This window comes from Leeuwenhoekiella palythoae, assembly GCF_020310025.1.
Taxonomy (GTDB): Bacteria; Bacteroidota; Bacteroidia; order Flavobacteriales; family Flavobacteriaceae; genus Leeuwenhoekiella; species Leeuwenhoekiella palythoae.
On record NZ_CP084318.1, the window covers coordinates 1,009,370 to 1,029,841 of the forward strand.

The 20,472-nt window shown below is 39.9% G+C and carries 24 protein-coding genes; 17 read left to right on the plus strand and 7 right to left on the minus strand.

The genetic code is table 11. From position 1 onward, the window contains the following. The first annotated feature begins 34 nt into the window (after nucleotides 1–34). Nucleotides 35–661 (plus strand): CatA-like O-acetyltransferase, encoded by a 627-nt coding sequence (locus tag LDL79_RS04200; RefSeq protein ID WP_225599290.1) that lies wholly within the window; start codon nucleotides 35–37, stop codon nucleotides 659–661. A 47-nt stretch (nucleotides 662–708) separates the two neighbouring features. Continuing rightward, on the plus strand, nucleotides 709–927 hold the full coding sequence (locus LDL79_RS17240) for an iron chaperone (RefSeq protein WP_317197764.1): 219 nt from the start codon (nucleotides 709–711) through the stop codon (nucleotides 925–927). A gap of 188 nt (nucleotides 928–1,115) precedes the next feature. Here the strand turns inward: LDL79_RS17240 and LDL79_RS04210 are convergent, their stop codons facing one another. Then, complete coding sequence (locus LDL79_RS04210; RefSeq protein WP_225599291.1) at nucleotides 1,116–1,853, minus strand: DUF5995 family protein; 738 nt, start codon at nucleotides 1,851–1,853, stop codon at nucleotides 1,116–1,118. 171 nt (nucleotides 1,854–2,024) lie between these two features. Between LDL79_RS04210 and LDL79_RS04215 the strand changes: the two genes are divergently transcribed. Continuing rightward, nucleotides 2,025–3,017 (plus strand): 2-hydroxyacid dehydrogenase, encoded by a 993-nt coding sequence (locus tag LDL79_RS04215; RefSeq protein ID WP_225599292.1) that lies wholly within the window; start codon nucleotides 2,025–2,027, stop codon nucleotides 3,015–3,017. A 46-nt stretch (nucleotides 3,018–3,063) separates the two neighbouring features. On the opposite strand, the gene katG is transcribed toward LDL79_RS04215, so the two are convergent. Next, entirely contained in the window at nucleotides 3,064–5,310 is a 2,247-nt protein-coding gene (gene katG / locus LDL79_RS04220; RefSeq protein WP_225599293.1) for a catalase/peroxidase HPI, read from the minus strand. A gap of 230 nt (nucleotides 5,311–5,540) precedes the next feature. Between katG and LDL79_RS04225 the strand changes: the two genes are divergently transcribed. Together LDL79_RS04225 and LDL79_RS04230 are read left to right on the plus strand one after the other, a co-directional pair. Then, the gene (locus LDL79_RS04225; RefSeq protein WP_072983466.1) at nucleotides 5,541–5,921 is read left to right on the plus strand and encodes a MauE/DoxX family redox-associated membrane protein; all 381 of its coding nucleotides are present in this window, start codon (nucleotides 5,541–5,543) and stop codon (nucleotides 5,919–5,921) included. Nucleotides 5,922–6,009: 88 nt separating this feature from the next. Continuing rightward, nucleotides 6,010–6,501: a nuclear transport factor 2 family protein gene (locus LDL79_RS04230; RefSeq protein ID WP_225599294.1), complete on the plus strand. Its 492-nt coding sequence runs from the start codon at nucleotides 6,010–6,012 to the stop codon at nucleotides 6,499–6,501. On the opposite strand, the gene LDL79_RS04235 is transcribed toward LDL79_RS04230, so the two are convergent. Continuing rightward, nucleotides 6,498–7,406: an AraC family transcriptional regulator gene (locus tag LDL79_RS04235; RefSeq protein ID WP_167597991.1), complete on the minus strand. Its 909-nt coding sequence runs from the start codon at nucleotides 7,404–7,406 to the stop codon at nucleotides 6,498–6,500. The genes LDL79_RS04230 and LDL79_RS04235 overlap by 4 nt on opposite strands. Nucleotides 7,407–7,639: 233 nt before the next feature. Here LDL79_RS04235 and LDL79_RS04240 point away from each other — a divergent pair, with 233 nt between their 5' ends. Beyond that, nucleotides 7,640–9,163: an aldehyde dehydrogenase family protein gene (locus LDL79_RS04240; protein WP_167597992.1), complete on the plus strand. Its 1,524-nt coding sequence runs from the start codon at nucleotides 7,640–7,642 to the stop codon at nucleotides 9,161–9,163. Then, nucleotides 9,135–9,548, plus strand: coding sequence for a DUF779 domain-containing protein (locus tag LDL79_RS04245; RefSeq protein WP_225599295.1), 414 nt, complete (start codon nucleotides 9,135–9,137; stop codon nucleotides 9,546–9,548). Before LDL79_RS04240 ends, LDL79_RS04245 begins: the two co-directional genes overlap by 29 nt. Before the next feature lie 70 nt (nucleotides 9,549–9,618). On the opposite strand, the gene LDL79_RS04250 is transcribed toward LDL79_RS04245, so the two are convergent. Together LDL79_RS04250 and LDL79_RS04255 are read right to left on the minus strand one after the other, a co-directional pair. Further along, complete coding sequence (locus LDL79_RS04250; RefSeq protein ID WP_072983459.1) at nucleotides 9,619–9,957, minus strand: tRNA-binding protein; 339 nt, start codon at nucleotides 9,955–9,957, stop codon at nucleotides 9,619–9,621. Beyond that, nucleotides 9,950–10,261, minus strand: coding sequence for a phosphoribosylpyrophosphate synthetase (locus LDL79_RS04255; protein ID WP_072983457.1), 312 nt, complete (start codon nucleotides 10,259–10,261; stop codon nucleotides 9,950–9,952). Before LDL79_RS04255 ends, LDL79_RS04250 begins: the two co-directional genes overlap by 8 nt. A gap of 127 nt (nucleotides 10,262–10,388) precedes the next feature. Here LDL79_RS04255 and LDL79_RS04260 point away from each other — a divergent pair, with 127 nt between their 5' ends. The 3 genes from LDL79_RS04260 to LDL79_RS04270 all read left to right on the plus strand — a co-directional run bounded on the left by LDL79_RS04260 (nucleotide 10,389) and on the right by LDL79_RS04270 (nucleotide 13,446). Further along, the gene (locus LDL79_RS04260; RefSeq protein WP_225599296.1) at nucleotides 10,389–10,961 is read left to right on the plus strand and encodes a thioredoxin family protein; all 573 of its coding nucleotides are present in this window, start codon (nucleotides 10,389–10,391) and stop codon (nucleotides 10,959–10,961) included. Further along, a complete protein-coding gene (locus tag LDL79_RS04265) occupies nucleotides 10,962–11,615 on the plus strand; it encodes a uracil-DNA glycosylase family protein (RefSeq protein ID WP_225599297.1) in 654 nt (217 codons plus the stop codon). Nucleotides 11,616–11,688: 73 nt separating this feature from the next. Then, nucleotides 11,689–13,446: a M14 family metallopeptidase gene (locus LDL79_RS04270; RefSeq protein WP_225599298.1), complete on the plus strand. Its 1,758-nt coding sequence runs from the start codon at nucleotides 11,689–11,691 to the stop codon at nucleotides 13,444–13,446. On the opposite strand, the gene LDL79_RS04275 is transcribed toward LDL79_RS04270, so the two are convergent. Continuing rightward, nucleotides 13,414–14,037: an NUDIX hydrolase gene (locus LDL79_RS04275; protein ID WP_072983870.1), complete on the minus strand. Its 624-nt coding sequence runs from the start codon at nucleotides 14,035–14,037 to the stop codon at nucleotides 13,414–13,416. The two genes, LDL79_RS04270 and LDL79_RS04275, sit on opposite strands and share 33 nt — an antisense overlap. 7 nt (nucleotides 14,038–14,044) lie before the next feature. Between LDL79_RS04275 and pyrE the strand changes: the two genes are divergently transcribed. Together pyrE and LDL79_RS04285 are read left to right on the plus strand one after the other, a co-directional pair. Continuing rightward, nucleotides 14,045–14,698, plus strand: coding sequence for an orotate phosphoribosyltransferase (pyrE, locus tag LDL79_RS04280; protein WP_225599299.1), 654 nt, complete (start codon nucleotides 14,045–14,047; stop codon nucleotides 14,696–14,698). A 41-nt stretch (nucleotides 14,699–14,739) separates the two neighbouring features. Then, entirely contained in the window at nucleotides 14,740–15,132 is a 393-nt protein-coding gene (locus LDL79_RS04285; RefSeq protein WP_072983447.1) for an orotate phosphoribosyltransferase, read from the plus strand. Here LDL79_RS04285 and LDL79_RS04290 read toward each other — a convergent pair. Beyond that, nucleotides 15,129–15,857 carry a biotin--[acetyl-CoA-carboxylase] ligase gene (locus LDL79_RS04290; RefSeq protein ID WP_225599300.1) on the minus strand — a complete coding sequence of 243 codons (729 nt, stop codon included), beginning with the start codon at nucleotides 15,855–15,857 and terminating at the stop codon, nucleotides 15,129–15,131. The two genes, LDL79_RS04285 and LDL79_RS04290, sit on opposite strands and share 4 nt — an antisense overlap. 85 nt (nucleotides 15,858–15,942) lie before the next feature. Here LDL79_RS04290 and rsfS point away from each other — a divergent pair, with 85 nt between their 5' ends. From rsfS to LDL79_RS04315, 5 genes are all read left to right on the plus strand, one after another. Next, a complete protein-coding gene (gene rsfS / locus LDL79_RS04295; protein ID WP_072983443.1) occupies nucleotides 15,943–16,314 on the plus strand; it encodes a ribosome silencing factor in 372 nt (123 codons plus the stop codon). A 9-nt stretch (nucleotides 16,315–16,323) separates the two neighbouring features. Continuing rightward, a complete protein-coding gene (ftsH, locus tag LDL79_RS04300) occupies nucleotides 16,324–18,297 on the plus strand; it encodes an ATP-dependent zinc metalloprotease FtsH (RefSeq protein WP_167598000.1) in 1,974 nt (657 codons plus the stop codon). A gap of 107 nt (nucleotides 18,298–18,404) precedes the next feature. Then, nucleotides 18,405–19,019, plus strand: coding sequence for an LUD domain-containing protein (locus LDL79_RS04305; RefSeq protein WP_072983438.1), 615 nt, complete (start codon nucleotides 18,405–18,407; stop codon nucleotides 19,017–19,019). A 1-nt stretch (nucleotide 19,020) separates the two neighbouring features. Then, nucleotides 19,021–19,824 carry a phosphatidate cytidylyltransferase gene (locus LDL79_RS04310; protein ID WP_072983436.1) on the plus strand — a complete coding sequence of 268 codons (804 nt, stop codon included), beginning with the start codon at nucleotides 19,021–19,023 and terminating at the stop codon, nucleotides 19,822–19,824. Then, nucleotides 19,814–20,467 (plus strand): phosphatidylserine decarboxylase family protein, encoded by a 654-nt coding sequence (locus LDL79_RS04315; protein ID WP_225599301.1) that lies wholly within the window; start codon nucleotides 19,814–19,816, stop codon nucleotides 20,465–20,467. Before LDL79_RS04310 ends, LDL79_RS04315 begins: the two co-directional genes overlap by 11 nt. The last annotated feature ends 5 nt before the right edge of the window (nucleotides 20,468–20,472 follow it).

Sequence of the window (20,472 nt, forward strand, 5' to 3'; positions counted from 1 at the left end):
TGGGCTTTTGAAATTTGCACAAACAAAATTAAGCATGATAGAAGAAATAGCCCTAGAAACCTATACCCGAAAAGAACAATTTAATTTTTTCAAAGATTTTGAAGAACCTTTTTTTGGAATAACCACAACCGTAGATCTCACCAGAGCTTACGCTTATTGCAAAGCCAACGCATTACCCATTTTTGCGTATTATTTGCATGCGGCGAATACGGCTGTAAATGCGATTCCTAATTTTAAGCAGCGTATTCATAAAGGTAAAATCATCGCTTACGACCGTATTGACGTCTCTACGACAATAGCCCGACCAAATCATACTTTTGGTTTTTCCTTGATCCAACACGCAGCGGATTTCAACCATTTTAAAACCAATTTTTCTACGGAAAAAGAACGCGTTCAAAGCACAACCCAACTGATGCCTGATGGAATGACAGATCAGGTGGTTCATTATTCTGCGTTGCCGTGGTTTACTTTTAGTGCGGTTTCTCACGCCCGTAAGTTTTCAATCAACGACAGTTGCCCGAAGATCACATTCGGTAAAATTCAGCACGAAGCAGGACAGGTGACTTTACCTATTTCTGTGCACGCGCACCACGCTTTAGTTGATGGTTATCATGTAGGACTTTTAATGGAAGCGATGCAAAACGCACTTGACCGCCAGTAATATATAATTGAATTTTTCATTAGCTTTAGGAGGTTAATCTTAAACGTATGAATACCACGGAAGCAACCAATGTAAGTGAATATATTGCTGAATTTCCTGAGGAAGTTCAAGAAAAAATGAAGTTGATACGCAGCCTTATCAAAAAGGCTGCGCCTGAGGCGACTGAAGGTATTTCGTATCATATGCCGGCGTACAAATTGAATAAAAAGCCGTTGGTTTATTTTGGTGGATTTGTAAATCACATAGGTTTTATGCCACTCCGGTAACTCACGAGCATTTCAAAGATCACTTATCAGGTTATAAAAATGGCAAAGGATCAGTACAGTTTCCGCATAGTGAACCTCTCCCGGAGCAGCTCATATTAGCTATGATCCAGTTTAAGGTAAGTGATCTATCAAAATTGTTAAAGCTCTAGAGATAAGCCTTAAAGTCTTTAATTTGGATTATAAATAAATCAACGTTCTAAAATCGCTGCAACGCGCTGCACATCTTTTACCTCAAAAAAGCGCACCACCTTTGCGACCACTTGTAACAGCTTACTCTTTGGGTTTACAAGTTGCACGGCTAAAGCTGCAATTACCTGATCACGGTCAGCGATCGCATCTTCTTTTTTAACCGCTGCGGCATATTGATTAGCAAATAGCCAAGCACCATCCCGAGCAATATTAATGCTGAAAGAGACCAACTTATCTTCCTTCCCTTTACCTACCAATTCCAGTAATTTGAACAGCGGTGACACTTTACCAATCGCAGCTTTTACATCAGCAACCATCGCTGCGAGAACTTCGTTGATCTTTTTAAAATCTTGTTCAAAATCGGCTAAAGCGTGAGCTCCCGTGGTTTCTGCAGCTGCAATACCCAAGTCGAGATTGATGTGCGCATTTATACCCAAAAGCAAGTGCTGCATCACTAGTGCTTCAGAAACTTTAAAGGCATTGCGCCAACTTTCAGTAGGAGGATTTCCTGCTTTATAGTGTTGATAGGCTTCGATATAACGATTGGCAAAGATGACATCTAATTTTTCCATCCGCGCGTTATCATCAAATTCTTCAGCTTCTATTCCGGCTTTAATGCGTTTAGTCACACGATTATAAAGAATAGGAAAAAATGCCATAGGGCTATTGTTTTGCTTTTCGGTCAGAATAATGGCGTCAAGTTGCTCAATGACTTCGTCTATGGTTATAGCTTTCATAAGATGGAGAATGTGGTTTCCTGCTTTGGCAACCAGGAATTAGTTGTTAGACCGCTAAAGTTCTAAAATATTCATAAACCACACTTTAACAAACACTTATATTCTACCAACGTTTAAAACTTTGGTTTAAAGGCGAAATAAAATAACTTAGAGTGCTTAAATCTTCATTTTATGAAAGTAGCCTTCTTCAGTACAAAAAAATACGATCAGGAATTTTTTGAAAGCATCAATACCGATTTTAATCACCAACTCACCTTTTTTGAAACTGCGCTGAATGCGCACACGGCTTCTTTGGCCAAAGATTATGACGCAGTATGTGTTTTTGTGAACGACGACCTTAACGCTGAGACCATTAATAAATTAGCCGATGCCGGCCTGAAAATCATTGCCCTGCGCTGTGCAGGGTTTAATAATGTTGACCTAAAAGCAACCGAAGCTCAAAATATTCCGGTAGTGCGCGTGCCTGCTTACTCACCACAAGCGGTGGCCGAGCACGCAGTCGCGCTTATCCTTACGCTCAATCGCAAAACGCATAAGGCCTATAATCGCGTGCGTGAAAACAACTTTTCATTAGAAAAACTAACCGGTTTTAATCTCTACGGAAAGACTGTAGGTGTAATTGGCACCGGGATTATTGGGCAATGTTTCGCCAGAATTATGTTGGGGTTTGGCTGTAAAGTTTTGGCTTATGATATCAAACCGAATACGGAATTAAAAGAGTCTGGCGTCACTTACGTTGACCTTGATAAACTTCTAAAAGAAGCTGATATTATCTCACTGCATTGCCCGCTTAACGAACATACACATCACTTGATGAATGCTGAAGCTTTTGAGAGAATGAAAGAAAGCGCTATGCTTATCAATACCGGGCGCGGCGCTTTGATTGACACCACTGCCGTGGTTGAAGCTCTAAAAAGCGAGAAACTAGGGTATTTAGGAATCGACGTTTATGAGCAGGAATCGGGTTTATTTTTTAACGACCTTTCTGAAACAGTAAACAAAGACGATGATTTTTTAAGACTGATGTCCTTTCCTAATGTCCTGATTACAGGACATCAAGGTTTTTTCACTGTAGAAGCGCTTGAACAGATCGCACAAGTAACGCTAAGAAATCTAACCGATTTTGAACAGGGAAAGCAATTAGAAAATAAAGTCAGTACATAAAAAAAGGCGACCTGTGGTCGCCTTTCTTATTATTCTAATCTTACCATTATTGAAGATCGTAACGATCTAAGTTCATTACTTTAACCCAAGTTTTCACGAAGTGTTTTACAAAACGCTCGCCAGAATCCTCAAGCGCATAGGCTTCTGCTAGCGCTCTTAACTCTGAATTTGAACCAAAGATCAAATCTACACGGGTACCGGTCCATTTTTTCTCTCCGGTGTTGCGGTCACTTCCTTCAAAGAGTTCATCTTCTTCAGAAACTGCTTTCCACGTGGTATTCATATCCAACAGATTTACAAAGAAATCATTAGTTAAGGTTTGCGGTTTATCAGTGAAAACTCCGTAATCAGAACCGTCAAAATTGGTATTTAATACGCGTAAACCTCCTACTAATACAGTCATTTCTGGTGGTGTCAAGGTTAAAAGCTGTGCGCGATCTACCAAGAATTCTTCCGCTTTAATTGCAAAACGATCTTTCATATAATTTCTGAAACCATCAGCTACCGGCTCTAGCGCATCAAAGGCTGAAGCATCGGTTTTTTCTTCTAAAGCATCTGCGCGACCAGGGGTAAAAGGCACATTGATATCGTGACCGGCATCTTGAGCCGCTTTCTCTACTGCAGCACTACCTGCCAGCACAATAAGGTCTGCTAATGAAACTTTCTTATTTCCGCTTTGCGAATCATTGAAAGATTTTTGAATCCCTTCTAATGTTTTTAAAACAGCGTCTAACTGCTCAGGATTGTTTACTTCCCAAGTACGTTGTGGTGCAAAACGTATGCGTGCACCGTTAGCTCCTCCACGCTTATCAGAACCTCTAAAGGTTGATGCAGAAGCCCAAGCTACAGATACCAATTCTGAAATGGAATGACCTGATTCTAAAATATTCTTTTTAAGATGCGCTACATCTGCATCTGAAACCAACTCGTGATCTACTGCCGGGATTGGGTCTTGCCAAATCAATTCTTCTTGAGGTACTTCAGGACCTAGATAGCGCTCTTTTGGTCCCATATCACGGTGTGTTAATTTAAACCACGCGCGAGAATAAGCATCTGCAAACTCCTCTGGGTTTTCCATAAAATGTCTAGAGATCTTCTCGTATTCCGGATCAAAACGCAGCGATAAATCTGTAGTCAGCATAAACGGTGCGTGTTTTACATCGGGTCTGTGCGCATCAGGCACGGTACCGGCACCGGCATTATCTTTTGGTTTCCATTGGTATGCTCCTGCAGGACTTTTAGTAAGTTCCCACTCATAACCAAATAAATTTTCAAAATACTTATTACTCCATTGTGTAGGCGTATCCGTCCAAGCTCCCTCTAATCCACTGGTGATGGTATCTGCTCCTTTACCAGAACCAAAGTTGTTTTTCCAACCGGTTCCCATAGCTTCCATTCCTGCTGCTGCTGGCTCTGCACCCACGTGCTCTTCAGGATCTGCTGCACCGTGTGTTTTTCCGAAAGTATGACCACCGGCGATTAAAGCTACAGTCTCATAATCATTCATCGCCATACGCCCAAAAGTCTCTCTAATGAAATGTGCAGATTCAACCGGATCTGGATTTGCGTTATGCCCTTCAGGATTTACATAGATCAATCCCATATGTGCAGCACCTAGTGCTTTCTCTAGTTCGCCGCCTTCATAACGTTCTTTATTGCCTAGCCATTCGGTCTCTGCTCCCCAATATACTTCTTCAGGTTCCCATACATCTTCACGACCACCGGCAAAACCAAACATTTTAAGTCCCATAGACTCGTGGGCGCAGTTTCCTGCCAAGATCAATAAATCTGCCCAAGATAATTTGTTACCGTATTTCTTTTTAATAGGCCATAAAAGTAAACGCGCTTTATCTAAGTTGGCGTTATCCGGCCAGCTGTTTAACGGTGCAAAACGTTGTTGCCCACTTCCTGCTCCTCCTCTACCATCGTGAATACGGTAAGTTCCGGCTGCGTGCCAAGCCATACGAATGAAAAACGGACCGTAGTGCCCATAATCTGCAGGCCACCAATCTTGACTGTCAGTCATCAGATCGTGCAAATCTTGTTTTACCGCAGCGAGATCAAGACTTTTAAAGGCTTCGCTATAATCAAAATCTTCATCCATCGGGTCAACTAATGAAGAATTTTGCTTTAGAATATTAAGATTTAATTGGTTAGGCCACCAATCTCTATTTGTCGTTCCTTGACCGGTGACGTGATTCATCTCACCACTCAGAAACGGACATTTAGAAGATTCGTTTACATCCCAAACCTTACCATCTGTACCGTGATCTTTTCCGTTTTTATTTTCCATTTGTCTGTTGAATTTTAAATGTTATTCGAGTGTAAAGAACTTCAATAATTCACTAGCTTTTCAATAACTTTGATTTATAGTTTTTATAAATCAATAACAAAAAACTATATACAACGATTGAGTCCTTATTATTTTCCTTCAATTTACTTAATTTAGAGGAAACAGAAAACCCAGGCTATTTGAAAAAATAGTTAGTAAAACTCTACTAAAGCGTTATTAAACTTCTGCATATGAAATCAAAAATCTTATTTATCATAAGTGTGCTTTTTGGCTTATTATTCATCAATTCAGGTTTGAATAAATTCTTCAACTATATGCCCTTGCCTGAAGATATGTCTCCCGAAATGCTAGAACTTTTTAACGCGTTTACAACTATAGGCTGGTTAATGCCGCTCATCGCAATTGTAGAAATTATCGCAGGAATTCTGGTGATGTTCAAACCTACCCGTGCTTTAGGCGCAATTATGTTGTTCCCTATTCTAGTGGGCATTTTACTGCTACACCTTCTAAACGAACCCAGCGGTTTACTTATGGCAATTGTATTTTTTGCTTTAGATATTTGGTTCCTTTTTGAAAGCCGAAATAAACTCAAACCCTTATTCAATAAGTAACAGTATGCTTTTTAGACAGCATTTAAATTAGGTATGCTGCGGAAAAACTCTAAGCTTTGACGTAATTTTAAGTCTTAAACTGGTTTTGATGCACCCCAACGAAAAATTGATTACCGATTTCTACCTGGCTTTTAAGAATCACGATCCACAAGGAATGACCGCTTGCTATGCCAAAAACATCATCTTTGAAGATCCCGCTTTTGGAAAAATTCAAGGGAAACGTGCTTTTGCCATGTGGTATATGCTTATTGAGCGCGGTGGCGATGCGTTACAGATTGATTTTAGTGAAGTTCAAGCCAATGATTATAACGGTAGTGCAAAATGGACTGCTACCTATACTTATGGACCGCAAAAAAGAAAAGTGGTCAATCACGTAGTGGGAACTTTCAGCTTTCAAAACGGTAAAATCGTACAGCATACAGATCATTTTGATCTTTGGCGCTGGTCACAACAAGCGCTGGGTTTCAAAGGCTACCTTTTAGGGTGGACAAGGTTTATGAAATTGAAAATTCAGCAAAATACGAGTAAAGCGCTCTCTAGCTACTTACACAAAATGAAGTCGTTTGATGTAGCGTTTTAATGCTGCGCTGCCTTTGCCTGAAATGCTCCGGGCGAGATCTGGTTCATACGTTTGAATACTCGGTTGAAATATGATCTGCTCTCAAAACCACACTCCAAATACACATTTTTTATCTTTTTGTTAGGGTCCTGAAGTAAGCTGACGGCAAGTTTTATACGTTCGGTATTGATAAAATCAACAGGAGAAATACCAAGTTCGTTTTTAAATACTCTGTAAAAATTAGATTCACTCATACACGCTTTTTTGCTCAATGTTTCTACGGAAAGGGACTCGTGCAGATGTTCGCGGATGTATTGAATTATGAAAGCTAACCTATTATCGTTGCTTAGTTTTAGCGCCTTATCGGTATAGATTTTTCGGTTATTGGTTTGCAGAATGCGTACGATCAATTCTTGCAACATATTATCAACAAAAAAATCTTTTGACGGATGATTTTCAGTAAAAAGAAAAAGCAAGCGTTGCAAGATCTGAAAGATGCCGGCGTCGTTGGTAAAATGAAAATTATAATCCATTAAGCTCCACTCCTGCCCATCAGCCTTGCCGATATTCTCATTCATCAAGGTTACCACATTCTTGATTTTATCTTCAGAAATTGCCATAGCCAAACAACGCGTAGGATTGCGGTGTTCCGCATCCGGAAAATCTATACACATCAGTTCGTCTGCAGGTAAAATCAAAGATTCACCGGGCAAAAAATCAAAACTGTTATGATCGCGCAGGTGCATAATTTTCTTCCCGTGAAGCATACTCGCCAAAACCGGTTTATCAAACTGCAGCAACACGCGTTCTGCCTGTTGATGCGTTTCAAAAACGTGCATTGCAGCATTATTCAAAGTATAAGAAGTCTGATTTTCCACCAGATTCTCAAGCTTTCTGTTTTTATAAAACGCGTCGGGCAAATGCATACTTAAATTATAATATCCTTAAACGGACGAAGTTTATGTATTAAATATACAATTTAATACACCTATAATTAACACATTAACAATTTTTGAGAGGATCGTACACTTTTTTGATAGAATTGGTCAAGGTCTAAGAATATGTGTTCGTTAACTTTAGACAACGCAAAAATGCTAATAGCATTACCTCAAATTTCTAAGCAACAATTTAAGTAACGTATAATTAAAAAAACAATCTTATGAGTGATGTACAGACTGCTTCCGCAAACGTTGTAGAGAAGCCAAAATTTAAAGATCAGTATGAAAACTTTATTGGCGGTAAATGGACGTCGCCTGTAAAAGGGCAATACTTTGATAACGTTTCACCGGTTGACGGTGCAAATTTTACACGCATTCCGAGATCTACCTCAGAAGATATCGAAAAAGCAATAGATGCCGCTTGGGAGGCTGCTCCAAAGTGGAACAATTCTGCTGCAGCATACCGCAGTAATTTATTATTAAAAATTGCGGATGTGATGGAACAAAATCTAGAAGCGCTTGCCCGTGCCGAAACCTGGGATAATGGTAAAGCGATCCGCGAGACGATGGCTGCAGATTTACCGCTTGCCGTAGACCACTTTAGATATTTTGCCGGGGTGATCAGAGCAGAAGAAGGTTCGGTAAGTGAGCTAGACAGTAATACGGTCTGTATTAATGTCACAGAGCCTCTAGGGGTCGTCGGGCAGATCATTCCTTGGAATTTCCCAATTTTAATGGCAACTTGGAAACTCGCTCCTGCACTAGCTGCCGGAAACTGCGTAGTGCTCAAACCAGCTGAGCAAACTCCTGTTGGAATCTTAATTCTTATGGAATTGATAGAAGATATTCTACCGGCCGGAGTACTCAATATCGTAAACGGTTTTGGCGCCGAAGCGGGAAAACCGCTTGCTTCTAGTCCGCGTATCAATAAGATCGCATTCACCGGTGAGACCACTACGGGACAATTAATAATGCAATATGCTTCTAAGAATATCACGCCGGTCACCCTTGAACTTGGAGGAAAATCTCCTAATGTATTTTTTGAAAGTGTAATGGATGCTGATGATGAATTCTTTGATAAATGCCTTGAGGGAGCCACGCTGTTTGCCTTAAATCAAGGTGAAGTATGTACTTGTCCATCTCGCTTACTCGTACAAGAAAGTATTTTTGATGCTTTTGTGGAGCGTGTAGTAGAACGCACCAAAGCTATAAAACTAGGTCATCCTCTAAGTCCCGATACTATGATGGGTGCACAAGCCTCTAATGATCAATATGAGAAAATCTTGAATTATATCAATATTGGTAAAGAGGAAGGCGCCGAAGTACTTTGTGGTGGCGATGCCGCGTATAACGAAGGCTTAGAAGGAGGATATTATATTCAGCCTACGATCTTGAAAGGGAATAATAAAATGCGCGTTTTTCAAGAAGAAATCTTTGGTCCGGTACTTTGCGTGACTTCTTTTAAAGATGAAGCAGATGCTATTGAAATAGCAAATGACACCCTGTATGGATTAGGTGCCGGAGTTTGGACGCGTGATACACACCAAGCCTATCAAATCTCAAGAGCGATCAAAGCTGGCCGTGTTTGGGTAAATAATTATCACAATTATCCTGCGCACGCTCCCTTTGGCGGATATAAAAAGTCTGGTATTGGCCGTGAGAATCACAAAATGATGTTGGCACATTATCGCCATACTAAGAATATGCTGATTTCTTATGACAAAAAAGCAATGGGCTTTTTCTAAAAATCAAATGATGACACCACGTGTAGAAGCAACAGATGCTGCAAAGAAAATTATAGATCAATTACGGGAAGAGCACGGCGAACTTATGTTTCACCAGAGCGGCGGCTGCTGTGACGGCTCGTCCCCAATGTGTTTCCCAAAAGGAGATCTGATGATCAATGAAACCGATGTATATCTGGGAACAATACACGATTGTGAGTTTTATATGTCTAAAGACCAATTTGAATATTGGAAGCATACGCAACTCACTGTAGATATTACCTCGGGAAGAGGCTCGAGTTTCTCTTTAGAAATTCCGCTTGGGATTCGGTTTGTTATTAAGTCTAGGATGTACACCGAAGAAGAAGCAAAAAACCTCAGCCCAACACGCAGCGGTGAACCATAGTTGTCACGTACATCTGCTACATAAAAAAGCCTCCCACTTGGGAGGCTTTACTATTTTTCAGGCGTCAACGTTAACCGATACGTAAACCATTAGGCACAGGCAAATCTGGATTGAGCACTGTGACTTCTTCGCCTTCTACGGCGCCGAGCAACAGACATTCACTCATAAAATTTGCGATCTGCTTTTTAGGAAAATTCACCACCGCTATCACTTGTTTGCCTACAAGCTCTTGTCGCTGGTATCTTTTTGTTATTTGCGCCGAAGTTTTTCTAATACCTATTACATCGCCAAAATCAATATTGAGTTGAAAAGCGGGCTTACGCGCTTCAGGAAAATCACTGACGCTTAAAATGGTCCCCACACGCATGTCTACGCGTTCAAATTCAGACCATTTGAGATCATTATTCATTATGCTCAATCTTCAGCTTTTGAATCATTTCTTGAGAGATTTGACCACTATATGCGCCATACGCATCAACTAAAAGGCCTTTCTCGCCACTATCAGTATTGATCACATAAAGTACACTATTGTCTCCAGGATTGGTCATTCCTTCAAATCTAAAAGCTTCTTCAACTTCGATCTGTCCTGCTTTCCAGGTTTTTTTATGGGCTTTAGATTCGATCCCTTCGTCTACCAGATTAAAATCGGTATCATATCCTTTTTTCTGTAATTCTTCGATCGCTACGGAAAGCGAACTATATGTATTTTTCATAATTGCTAGTTTTATTTAAAGTTACAAAGGCTCTTTTCTGAGCCCAAAGATTTAAAAGAACTTTAGTATTTGTAACAAGTTTAGCCTATGTACGACCTATTTAACACTAGGAATTAGAAACAACAGTATGGCAAGAACACCTTCAAATATGCTTCCGTTAGGAACACAAGCTCCGTTTTTCACGCTTCCTAATCCACTCACCAATAAACACGTGACGCTAACTGATGTTGCCGGTGAACGTGGAACGGTAGTAATGTTTATTTGCAATCACTGCCCTTTTGTAAAACACGTGAATGACGAGGTTGTGCGCATTGCCAATGATTACCGTGTGCTGGGTTTTGGTTTTGTTGCTATAAGTAGTAACGATGTTGAAAATTATCCTGAAGACAGTCCGTGGTTGATGCGGGAGACCGCAAGAAAATACAATTTCAGCTTCCCCTATTTATACGACGAGACACAGCAAACGGCTAAGGATTATGACGCTGCGTGTACCCCTGATTTTTATTTATTTGATGCGGAATTAAAACTTATTTATCGCGGTCAGTTAGACGATTCTCGCCCAGGAAATGGCATCCCCGTAAACGGAAGGGACCTGCGTGAAGCCCTTGATAATGTGTTTAATAATCGTCAACAAAATGAACATCAAAAGCCCAGCTTAGGCTGTGGGATCAAGTGGAAGCAGGACGCAAATCCTTCTTAAATGTTTGAACACACGCATCCCTATCCTCCATTTAATCTTGAACACGCAACCAAACTCATTGTAGGCACTTTGCCGCCTCCACGGTTTACCACAGGAGATTTGCTACCCGAAGATGTAGATTTTTGCTACGGAAGTAAAAACGGAATGCTTTGGCCCATTCTCGATCAAATTTTTGATCTGGGTTTGGTTTATGAAAATACTGCTCACGCCATTGAGCAGCGCTCCCATTTTCTCAAAAGCCGAAACATTGGCGTTTGTGATATTGTAGCTGCTGCAAAACGCGAAAAAGTTGATGCTTCAGATCTAGGAATGCAAGAGGTAGAACTACGTGATTTGATAGGCTATCTTGAAAGATTTCCGCAGATCCATACGCTAATCTTTACCGGAGGCGCTAGCAAAAACGGCCCGGAGTATTTTTTTAGGAAACAACTCAAGGAACATCACTTAAAACTTGACGTTATTTCTTCAGAAGTACCGCGTATTCATCAGTTTCAAATCGGAGAGCGTTTTGTAAAAACTGTTTCCTTAACTGCACCCTCGGGAGCTGCCAATCGCGCCATTGGCAGCATGAAAAGGTATAAAGAGCAAAAGTTGAAAGATCCGCAATTTTCAACCTTTGATTTTAGAATTCAGCAATACCGCCCGTTCTTTTAGTTTCTGAACAAAGATCAGAGTGCAAACTTCAATTAATTAGTAATTTTAGCATTTCATCATTTTTAAAATTCATATGAAAGCAGCCCTACTCAGTCTCGTATTTCTTATCGCCCTCTCTTGTGCCGAAAAACCCAAGCCCGAAGATTTTGATCTCGTAACTCCCTTTGAAAAAGGAGACGGCAATCAAACGCCAACCTATGATGAGGTAATGGCATATTATGAAGATTTGGATGCTGCTTACGTTTCGATCAAAACCTATAAAATTGGCAGAACCGATAGCGGCGAACCGCTTACTTTGGTCACTTACAATACCAATCGCACGTTTGATTCAGAATTTGCTGATGCTAAGGAGGTGACGCGCATCTTGATCAATAACGGAATTCATCCCGGAGAATCAGATGGAATTGATGCGACAATGATGATGATGCGCGACCTAGCCAATGGCTCCATCGAAACCCCAGAAAATGTATGGATCGGTGCTATCGCCGTGTATAATATTGGCGGTGCGCTCAACAGAAATACCGGAACGCGCGCCAATCAAAACGGTCCTGAAGAATATGGTTTTAGAGGAAATGCTCAAAATTATGATCTCAATCGTGATTTTGTAAAAGCTGACACCTACAATGCACGTGCTTTTGCAGAGATTTATCATATGGTAAATCCAGATGTTTTGATCGACAACCACGTGAGTAATGGTGCAGATTATCAATATGTACTTACGCATTTGTTTACACAGCATAACAAGCTGGGCGGAGCGTTAGGCGATTATCTTCATACAGAATTACAACCCCAATTGGAGCAAGATCTAGCCGCTAAAGATTGGCCAATAACACCTTATGTAAATGTATTTAATCAGGTTCCTGAAATTGGTTTTTCTCAATTTATGGACTACCCGCGCTACTCTACGGGTTACAGCACTTTATGGAATACCTTCGGAATGATGGTAGAAACACATATGCTTAAACCGTATAAAGATCGCGTTACGGGAACCTATGAGTTGATGAAATCAATGATCAAGATCACGGAAAAAGATGGTGCAAAAATGCAAGCCTTGCGCAAAGCAAAAGATTCATTATACCGAAGCGGCGCGCTTATCGGACAAGCATACACGCTTCAATTTGAGATTGACAGCAGTAGAACGTCTACGCTTAATTTCCTTGGCTACGAAGGCGAACAAAAAACAAGTACCGTAACCGGAATGTCGCGTTTAAAATATGACCGCAACAAACCTTTTGAAAAAGAAGTCACGTATTACAATTATATGAAACCGGCGGGCGATGTTACAATTCCCGCAGCATATATCATTCCGCAGGGATGGCGTCATGTGATCGAACGTTTAAAAGAAAATGAAATTGACTTTGAGCGTTTTCAACAAGACAGTACGCTAACTGCTGAAGTGTATCATATTGCCGATTATAAAACCCGCAATCAAGCGTATGAAGGACATTATCTGCATTACAATACCCAAGTTGAAACTTCAACTCAGGAAATAAAAATTAGAAAGGGAGATTACTGGGTTAAAACCAATCAGTCTGGATTGCGCTACATTATGGAGATGCTTGAACCTTCAGGTGTAGATTCGTTTTTCAACTGGAATTATTTTGACACGATTCTTCAGCAGAAAGAACACTTCTCCCCTTATGTTTGGGAAGACCGGGCCCAAGAATTACTGGATGCAGATCCTGAACTTAAAGAAGTTTTTGACACTAAAAAACAAGAAGATGCTCATTTTGCTCAGAACTGGTACGCCCAGCTTGAGTGGATCTATGAGCATTCTGATAATTATGAAAAGGCCTACTTACGCTACCCGATCTTTAGGATTACTAATTAAGTATTCTTTCGGAAATAGAAGTTTGATGTTTTCGTAAGACATTGTCAACGCCTTCTGAGATTTTTCAAAATTCTTCCAACGAACTTTTTTGATTCCCTCAGAAGGTTGTGGCTCTAGCGGTCCGCTGTAGGAGGTGGTCATTTTGTACCAGTAGGTTTCCTTCAGCTTAAATTTACCGTTACGCTTAAAAACGTGATAGGTTACCGTGATAAGGTCGCCTAAAACTAAATCCTGACATCCGGTTTCTTCACTCACTTCACGTACGGCACATTCTTCAATAGTTTCCTTTTTCTCAAGCTTACCTTTTGGGAGATCCCATTTTCCGTTGCGTTTTATAAAAAGAATTTCAGAGTGATCGTTAAATACCATTCCGCCTCCGGCAACTACTACCGGCAACTTTTTCTTTAAAAACTTGAGCAATTTTTTACCCTTAGCGTGATATAAATTAATGTGCGTGAGCTGACCACGATTTACCTGTTTAATAATGCTTTTAATTTTTGCACGTTTTATGGGAATGGATGTGTAATTTTCGCCAATATACTTTTCAGTTGAAAGTATAATGGGCACATCATTTACAAAAACTTTATACATTTGTACCATGATCTTAAAAAAGGAAACAGCTAAAAAAACAGCTGAGTTGTTGTTGCAAATTAATGCAATTAAATTACAACCACAAAACCCCTTCACGTGGGCCAGCGGATGGAAATCTCCCATTTATTGCGATAACCGCATTACTTTGTCTTACCCGCAGATACGCAACTATCTACGTGAGAATATCGCAAATCAAATTGAACTGCTCTACGGAAAACCTGACGTTATCGCAGGGGTTGCTACCGGTGCAATAGGAATAGGGATGCTCGTGGCAGATTTTTTAAACTTGCCTTTTGTTTATATCAGACCTGAACCTAAAAAGCACGGGCGTCAAAATCAGATTGAAGGAAAGCTAGAACCCGGTCAATCTGTGGTGGTGGTTGAAGATTTGATCAGTACCGGCAAAAGTAGCCTTATGGCAGTAGATGCTCTAAAAGCCGCTGAAGCCAATGTAAAAGGAATGCTTGCCATTTTCACGTATGGTTTTGATATTTCAAAGTCCAACTTTGAACAGTATGGTATTGACCTACATACATTAAGTGACTATGACCACTTACTTGAGCAGGCTTTGGACACCCAATATATTTCTGAAAAAGAAAAACTAACCTTGCAGACCTGGCGTCTTTCTCCAGACACTTGGCAGGCTGCACCTATTAAATAACAAAAAATCACAAAAATTAAATTTACAGACGTACTACAACTATGCATATAGAAAGCCCTAAAAAAACTATAGATAAAAGTCCTGAAACCATTTACAATTTTTTGAACGACGTAAACAATTACAAAAAACTGATGCCGGACAGCATTAGTAAGTTTGAAATTTTGAATGAAAAGCGCTTTTTATTTGCCTTAAAAGGAATGCCCGATATTGTTTTGGAGTTAAAAAACAGCGTGCCTTACAACAAGGTGGTGCTAGGAGCTGCGAGCGACAAACTTCCGTTTACACTAACAGCAAACATTAAAGAGCTTACTGAAAACAGCAGCGAAGCATCTTTTGAATTCGAAGGAGAATTCAATGCCATGATGTCGATGATGATCAAAGGGCCTATCACCAAATTCATACAGACTTTGGCAGAAAACTTACAAACGATTTAATACAGAAGTTTTAATTCTTTTAGATCGAATGCTTTATAAAGCTCATCTTCTAGCTGAACGATGAGCTTTCCTGTTTTTGAGACTTCCTTAATGATCCCGGTAAATTTATTTCCTGAAGGGTCTTCAAAGGTCGAAGCTTTATCTCTTCTAAAAAGTTTCTGCTCATATTCAGCTTTCAAAGCTTCAAAATCTCCAGAAACTATGCGGGCTACAAACGTGTAAAACTTTTGTATCAGCATGTCTAAAATTTCTTCCAGGTCAAAATACCTTCCGGTCTCAAGCGCAATAGAAGTCGCTCTGGGAGCTCTGGAAAACTGCACTTGATTAACGTTGAGTCCGATGCCAATAATCACCGCTGTTAGATCCTTCCTAATTACACTTTCTATGAGAATACCACAGATTTTTGATCTGCCTGCCAATATGTCGTTTGGCCATTTAACGGAAAGTTGTTGCAATCCTAACTGTTCTAGCACTTCAAAAACGGCTAACGAAGTAGCCATGGTGATGTAAAAAGACTGGTCTAAAGACAAGGCTTCAATGCGCTTAAACACACTAAACGTAAGGTTTTTACCCGGTTGAGCTTCCCAGAAGGCACCACGCTGCCCTCTGCCCGATCGCTGCTCTACCGTCCACACCAATACATCAGTATCGGGGTTCAATTCTTTAGTATAAGATCTTAGATAACTATTTGTAGAAGTTGTGGCATTAAGTTTGACTATTTTCATACAACAAATAGAATGGCTTAAATGTGATTACAAGAAACACTATCAAACAAAATTGTAATAACTTTGTCAGACTAAAAAAGATTTAATGGCAAAAAAGGAAGTAAGTACAGATCAATTAATAACAACTATTCTAGAAGGGATTGAGGAAGTGAAGGGTCAAAACATTGATTTATTAGACCTTAGGGAAATAGAGAACATGGTTTGTGACTACTTTATTGTATGCAATGGTACCTCAAACACGCAGGTTGCCGCTATTGTCAATTCCATTCAAAAAACTGTAAGTAAAAAATTAAAAGATAAGCCCTGGCACGTAGAAGGTATGCAAAATGCAGAATGGGTTTTGATGGATTATGTGAATGTAGTGGTTCACGTATTTCAAAAACACATCAGGGAATATTATGATATTGAAAGCCTTTGGGGAGATGCCAAAGTAACTTCAATTGAATCCAACTATTAAAAAAATTCGATGGCAGAAAAATCTAAAAAGCCCACCCCAAATAAGCCAAAATTCAGTGCTTGGTGGATATACACAGCAATCATACTTGTTTTTTTCGCAATTAATTACTTCAGCAATAGCTCTGACTATGGAAGTCCTAAAGAGATTTTACAAGATCAACTCGTTACGTTTGCAAAAGATGGCGATATAAAGCGAATAGATATCAACAAAACCTCGAGCAATCAGGTTGCTTATATCTATTTGACTGAGGATGCAAAATCTAAAGAGAAACACAGTAAGCCCGCCGACAATGGGATGAATGTATTTTCTAATACCGGTGGCGCTGATTACGAGTTTCGCTACGGTACCTTAGAGAATTTCGAAAATTCACTATCAGAATTAAAGGCAGAAAATGATTTTCAAATACAATATCTGCGACCTGAGAATAATTATTTCGGAGATATTTTACTAACTCTTCTACCTATAGTTGTGATTATCGGTATTTGGATTTTCATTATGCGTAGAATGTCATCTGGTGGTGCTGGTGGTGCCGGCGGACAGATTTTCAACATAGGGAAATCTAAAGCAAAACTTTTTGACGAAAAGACTGATGTTAAAACATCCTTTAAAGATGTTGCCGGATTAGAGGGTGCAAAAGAAGAAGTTCAAGAAATTGTAGATTTCTTAAAAAGTCCGGATAAGTATACTAATCTAGGTGGTAAGATTCCTAAAGGAGCGCTTTTAGTAGGACCTCCGGGAACCGGTAAAACTTTATTAGCGAAAGCTGTAGCAGGCGAAGCTAAAGTTCCTTTCTTCTCGCTTTCAGGTTCTGACTTTGTGGAGATGTTTGTTGGTGTAGGTGCATCACGGGTACGTGATTTATTTAAGCAAGCAAAAGAAAAATCTCCTGCGATTATTTTTATAGACGAGATTGATGCGATTGGTCGCGCAAGAGGTAAAGCTAATTTCAGTGGCTCTAACGACGAGCGCGAGAACACGCTAAACCAACTTCTTACGGAGATGGATGGTTTTGGCACCAATACTAATGTAATTGTACTTGCTGCAACAAACCGTGCTGACGTACTTGATACTGCATTAATGCGTGCCGGTCGCTTTGACCGACAGATTTATGTAGACCTGCCTGATGTTCGTGAGCGTAAAGAAATTTTTGAGGTGCATTTGCGTCCTTTAAAGAAAGTTGCAGATGAACTTGACACAGAATTTATGGCAAAACAAACACCGGGATTTTCTGGTGCTGATATTGCCAATGTATGTAACGAAGCGGCGCTTATCGCTGCACGTCAAGGTAAAGCTGCGGTAGGTCGTCAAGATTTCTTAGATGCGGTTGATCGTATCGTTGGAGGTCTTGAGAAGAAAAATAAAATCATAACTCCAGAAGAAAAACGCGCTATTGCCTTTCACGAGGCCGGTCACGCAACTGTAAGCTGGATGCTTGAACATGCTGCACCGTTGGTTAAAGTTACGATCGTTCCGCGTGGGCGTTCCCTAGGAGCTGCTTGGTATTTACCTGAAGAGCGTTTGATCGTGCGTCCTGAGCAAATGCTCGACGAAATGTGCGCCGCAATGGGTGGTCGTGCTGCTGAGAAAGTGACCTTTGATAAAATTTCAACCGGAGCTTTGAGTGACTTAGAAAAAGTGACTAAGCAGGCACGTATGATGGTAACCACATACGGATTAAATGATAAAATCGGAAACCTGACGTATTACGATTCTTCAGGTCAGAATGAATATAATTTCAATAAGCCTTATAGTGAGAAAACTGCAGAACTTATTGATAAAGAAATATCAAAAATAATTGAAGAGCAATATCAACGTGCGATCAAAATTCTTGAAGACAATAAAGATAAGTTGCACGAGCTCGCTGAAGTGCTTTTAGACAAAGAAGTGATTTTCAAAGACAACCTTGAAAAAATCTTCGGAAAACGCCCTTTTGAGAAAACACAAGAGGCCGAAGTGAAAGACACTCCGGTTAGTGAAAGCTAGAAAACACTAGTTCTCAAAACAATATAAAATCTTAACTTGACACGCTGTTGAGTTAAGATTTTTTATATTTGATAGAATCCTAAATTTAGACGAATACACACTCATTTATGAGTATTTTTAATAAGCTTTTTAAACAGAAAAGTTCATCTAGTTCTGAGAGCCCCAGCAACAAAGGTCCAGAACGCGGCAAATATATGCCAGACATTACTGCGCCGGCCGATGAACGTTTTACCAAACATTTTATACTTAATGGTGGTAAATTCTTGTATTGTATTGATATGGATGAGGTTCACGAGAGCTTTGATAATATTTTACTGGAAAACGACTGGTATGAGCAAGAAGCCTATTGTATGGATGATAAATTGCAAAAGCTTTTTGACGGTTACAATCTAGAGTTTGGCCACAACAAAGAGTCTAGCTTTTTTCTGTCTACTTGTGAAAATCTGATTGCAGATGACGGTAGTTTACTCGTTTCTTCTAATCAGATCAAAGAGAAAAAGTTAAAAGAATTACCGCAAAATTTTGTCATTTTTGCGACCACAAGCCAAATTGTAAATAATATTGGTGAAGGCCTAAGAGGTATTAAAAAGAAAAATACCGGGCAAATCCCTACCAACATCACCACCATCAAGAATTTTGAACCTAAAGAAGGTACTAAAGATTTTATGTCTTACGGAAGTAGCGCAAAAAATCTTTACTTGTTACTACTAGAAGATTTGTAGTATGCGTGAACTTAGCGTAAGAGCACTCTCGGGCTTTTTATATGTTATTATCCTACTCTTTTCTATTTTTTATTCCGAAAAATGGTACATACTCCTGTTCTTATTATTCGGGATCATCACCCTTCGTGAATTCTTAAGACTTATAGGGTTTCAGTTCTGGTACACCTACCTCATTTTAATAGGTTTTATTTTATTCTTCAGCTATTATAAGCTGTCAAAACCAGCTACTTTAGTATTGTTAGGCTTGACAGTAGGCACCGGATTGTATTTGATGAAAAATCTTTTCAGCGAAAAAATCAGAAAATATAATAAGCTTCAAAAGCTACACATTACCGTTTTTTATATCATCGCAAGTTTTGTTTTTTTGACCTTGCTCCCAACCCACGGTGATGATTTTTCTCCATACACCGTAGCCGGGCTTTTTGTACTCATTTGGACTAATGACACCTTTGCATATATTGTAGGTAAAAGTTTTGGAAGGCATAAACTCTTCCCTAGTATTTCGCCCAAAAAGACCATCGAAGGATTTTTTGGCGGACTCGTTTTTGCTTGTATCGCCAGCTATTTTATTCATAAATTTACGCATAGCCTCAACTTCAATATTTGGCTATCGCTCGCTGTAGTAATGAGTACTTTAGGAACCTTTGGCGACTTGATCGAGTCTAAGCTTAAACGTGAAGCCGGAGTTAAAGACAGCGGAACGCTAATGCCGGGCCATGGAGGCTTGTATGATCGTCTTGACAGCATACTATTCGCCAGCCCTTTTATTTATTTGGTTTTAATAGTATTTGAATATGTTTCATAAAGAAGGATATACCATAATTATCGTAACGCTTCTGGTGGTAGCCATTGGCTTTGTTTCAACTCAAACCTGGGTAAGTCCTGTTTGGCTTCAATACGTATGCTATGCCGCGCTTGTGATTTTTCTAATTCTGATCCTTCAGTTTTTTAGAAATCCTAGCCGCAAGTCCGCCGGAAATATAGAAGAGATCGTTTCTCCAGTTGACGGAAAAGTAGTGGTTATCGAAGAAGTGTTTGAAAAAGAGTATTTCAACGAAAAACGTCTGCAAGTTTCCATTTTTATGTCGCCGCTCAATGTACACGTTACGCGTTATCCCGCAGGCGGAAAAGTAGTTTACAGTAAATACCATCCCGGAAAATACCTGGTTGCCTGGCACCCTAAAGCCTCTGAAGAAAACGAGCGCACTACTGTGGTTGTTCGTTCTACAAGCTTCGGCGATGTCCTTTATCGCCAGATTGCCGGTGCTCTCGCAAAACGTATTGTGAACTATGCTAAAGAGGGCGATGAAGTTTTTCAGGGAGAAGATAGCGGTTTTATCAAATTTGGTTCTCGAGTTGACGTATTTTTGCCATTAGATACTCCAATTGCTGTTACGCTTAACCAAAAAGTAAAAGGAGCACAAAGCGTGATAGCAACCCTTAAGTAATTTGG

Excerpts from the sequence above, each read along its gene's own strand:
- LDL79_RS04200 (WP_225599290.1), top strand. The coding sequence starts at position 35 with ATGATAGAAGAAATAGCCCTAGAAACCTATACCCGAAAAGAACAATTT.
- LDL79_RS17240 (WP_317197764.1), top strand. The coding sequence starts at position 709 with ATGAATACCACGGAAGCAACCAATGTAAGTGAATATATTGCTGAATTT.
- LDL79_RS04210 (WP_225599291.1), bottom strand. The coding sequence starts at position 1,853 with ATGAAAGCTATAACCATAGACGAAGTCATTGAGCAACTTGACGCCATT.
- LDL79_RS04215 (WP_225599292.1), top strand. The coding sequence starts at position 2,025 with ATGAAAGTAGCCTTCTTCAGTACAAAAAAATACGATCAGGAATTTTTT.
- katG (WP_225599293.1), bottom strand. The coding sequence starts at position 5,310 with ATGGAAAATAAAAACGGAAAAGATCACGGTACAGATGGTAAGGTTTGG.
- LDL79_RS04225 (WP_072983466.1), top strand. The coding sequence starts at position 5,541 with ATGAAATCAAAAATCTTATTTATCATAAGTGTGCTTTTTGGCTTATTA.
- LDL79_RS04230 (WP_225599294.1), top strand. The coding sequence starts at position 6,010 with ATGCACCCCAACGAAAAATTGATTACCGATTTCTACCTGGCTTTTAAG.
- LDL79_RS04235 (WP_167597991.1), bottom strand. The coding sequence starts at position 7,406 with ATGCATTTGCCCGACGCGTTTTATAAAAACAGAAAGCTTGAGAATCTG.
- LDL79_RS04240 (WP_167597992.1), top strand. The coding sequence starts at position 7,640 with ATGAGTGATGTACAGACTGCTTCCGCAAACGTTGTAGAGAAGCCAAAA.
- LDL79_RS04245 (WP_225599295.1), top strand. The coding sequence starts at position 9,135 with ATGACAAAAAAGCAATGGGCTTTTTCTAAAAATCAAATGATGACACCA.
- LDL79_RS04250 (WP_072983459.1), bottom strand. The coding sequence starts at position 9,957 with ATGAATAATGATCTCAAATGGTCTGAATTTGAACGCGTAGACATGCGT.
- LDL79_RS04255 (WP_072983457.1), bottom strand. The coding sequence starts at position 10,261 with ATGAAAAATACATATAGTTCGCTTTCCGTAGCGATCGAAGAATTACAG.
- LDL79_RS04260 (WP_225599296.1), top strand. The coding sequence starts at position 10,389 with ATGGCAAGAACACCTTCAAATATGCTTCCGTTAGGAACACAAGCTCCG.
- LDL79_RS04265 (WP_225599297.1), top strand. The coding sequence starts at position 10,962 with ATGTTTGAACACACGCATCCCTATCCTCCATTTAATCTTGAACACGCA.
- LDL79_RS04270 (WP_225599298.1), top strand. The coding sequence starts at position 11,689 with ATGAAAGCAGCCCTACTCAGTCTCGTATTTCTTATCGCCCTCTCTTGT.
- LDL79_RS04275 (WP_072983870.1), bottom strand. The coding sequence starts at position 14,037 with ATGTATAAAGTTTTTGTAAATGATGTGCCCATTATACTTTCAACTGAA.
- pyrE (WP_225599299.1), top strand. The coding sequence starts at position 14,045 with ATGATCTTAAAAAAGGAAACAGCTAAAAAAACAGCTGAGTTGTTGTTG.
- LDL79_RS04285 (WP_072983447.1), top strand. The coding sequence starts at position 14,740 with ATGCATATAGAAAGCCCTAAAAAAACTATAGATAAAAGTCCTGAAACC.
- LDL79_RS04290 (WP_225599300.1), bottom strand. The coding sequence starts at position 15,857 with ATGAAAATAGTCAAACTTAATGCCACAACTTCTACAAATAGTTATCTA.
- rsfS (WP_072983443.1), top strand. The coding sequence starts at position 15,943 with ATGGCAAAAAAGGAAGTAAGTACAGATCAATTAATAACAACTATTCTA.
- ftsH (WP_167598000.1), top strand. The coding sequence starts at position 16,324 with ATGGCAGAAAAATCTAAAAAGCCCACCCCAAATAAGCCAAAATTCAGT.
- LDL79_RS04305 (WP_072983438.1), top strand. The coding sequence starts at position 18,405 with ATGAGTATTTTTAATAAGCTTTTTAAACAGAAAAGTTCATCTAGTTCT.
- LDL79_RS04310 (WP_072983436.1), top strand. The coding sequence starts at position 19,021 with ATGCGTGAACTTAGCGTAAGAGCACTCTCGGGCTTTTTATATGTTATT.
- LDL79_RS04315 (WP_225599301.1), top strand. The coding sequence starts at position 19,814 with ATGTTTCATAAAGAAGGATATACCATAATTATCGTAACGCTTCTGGTG.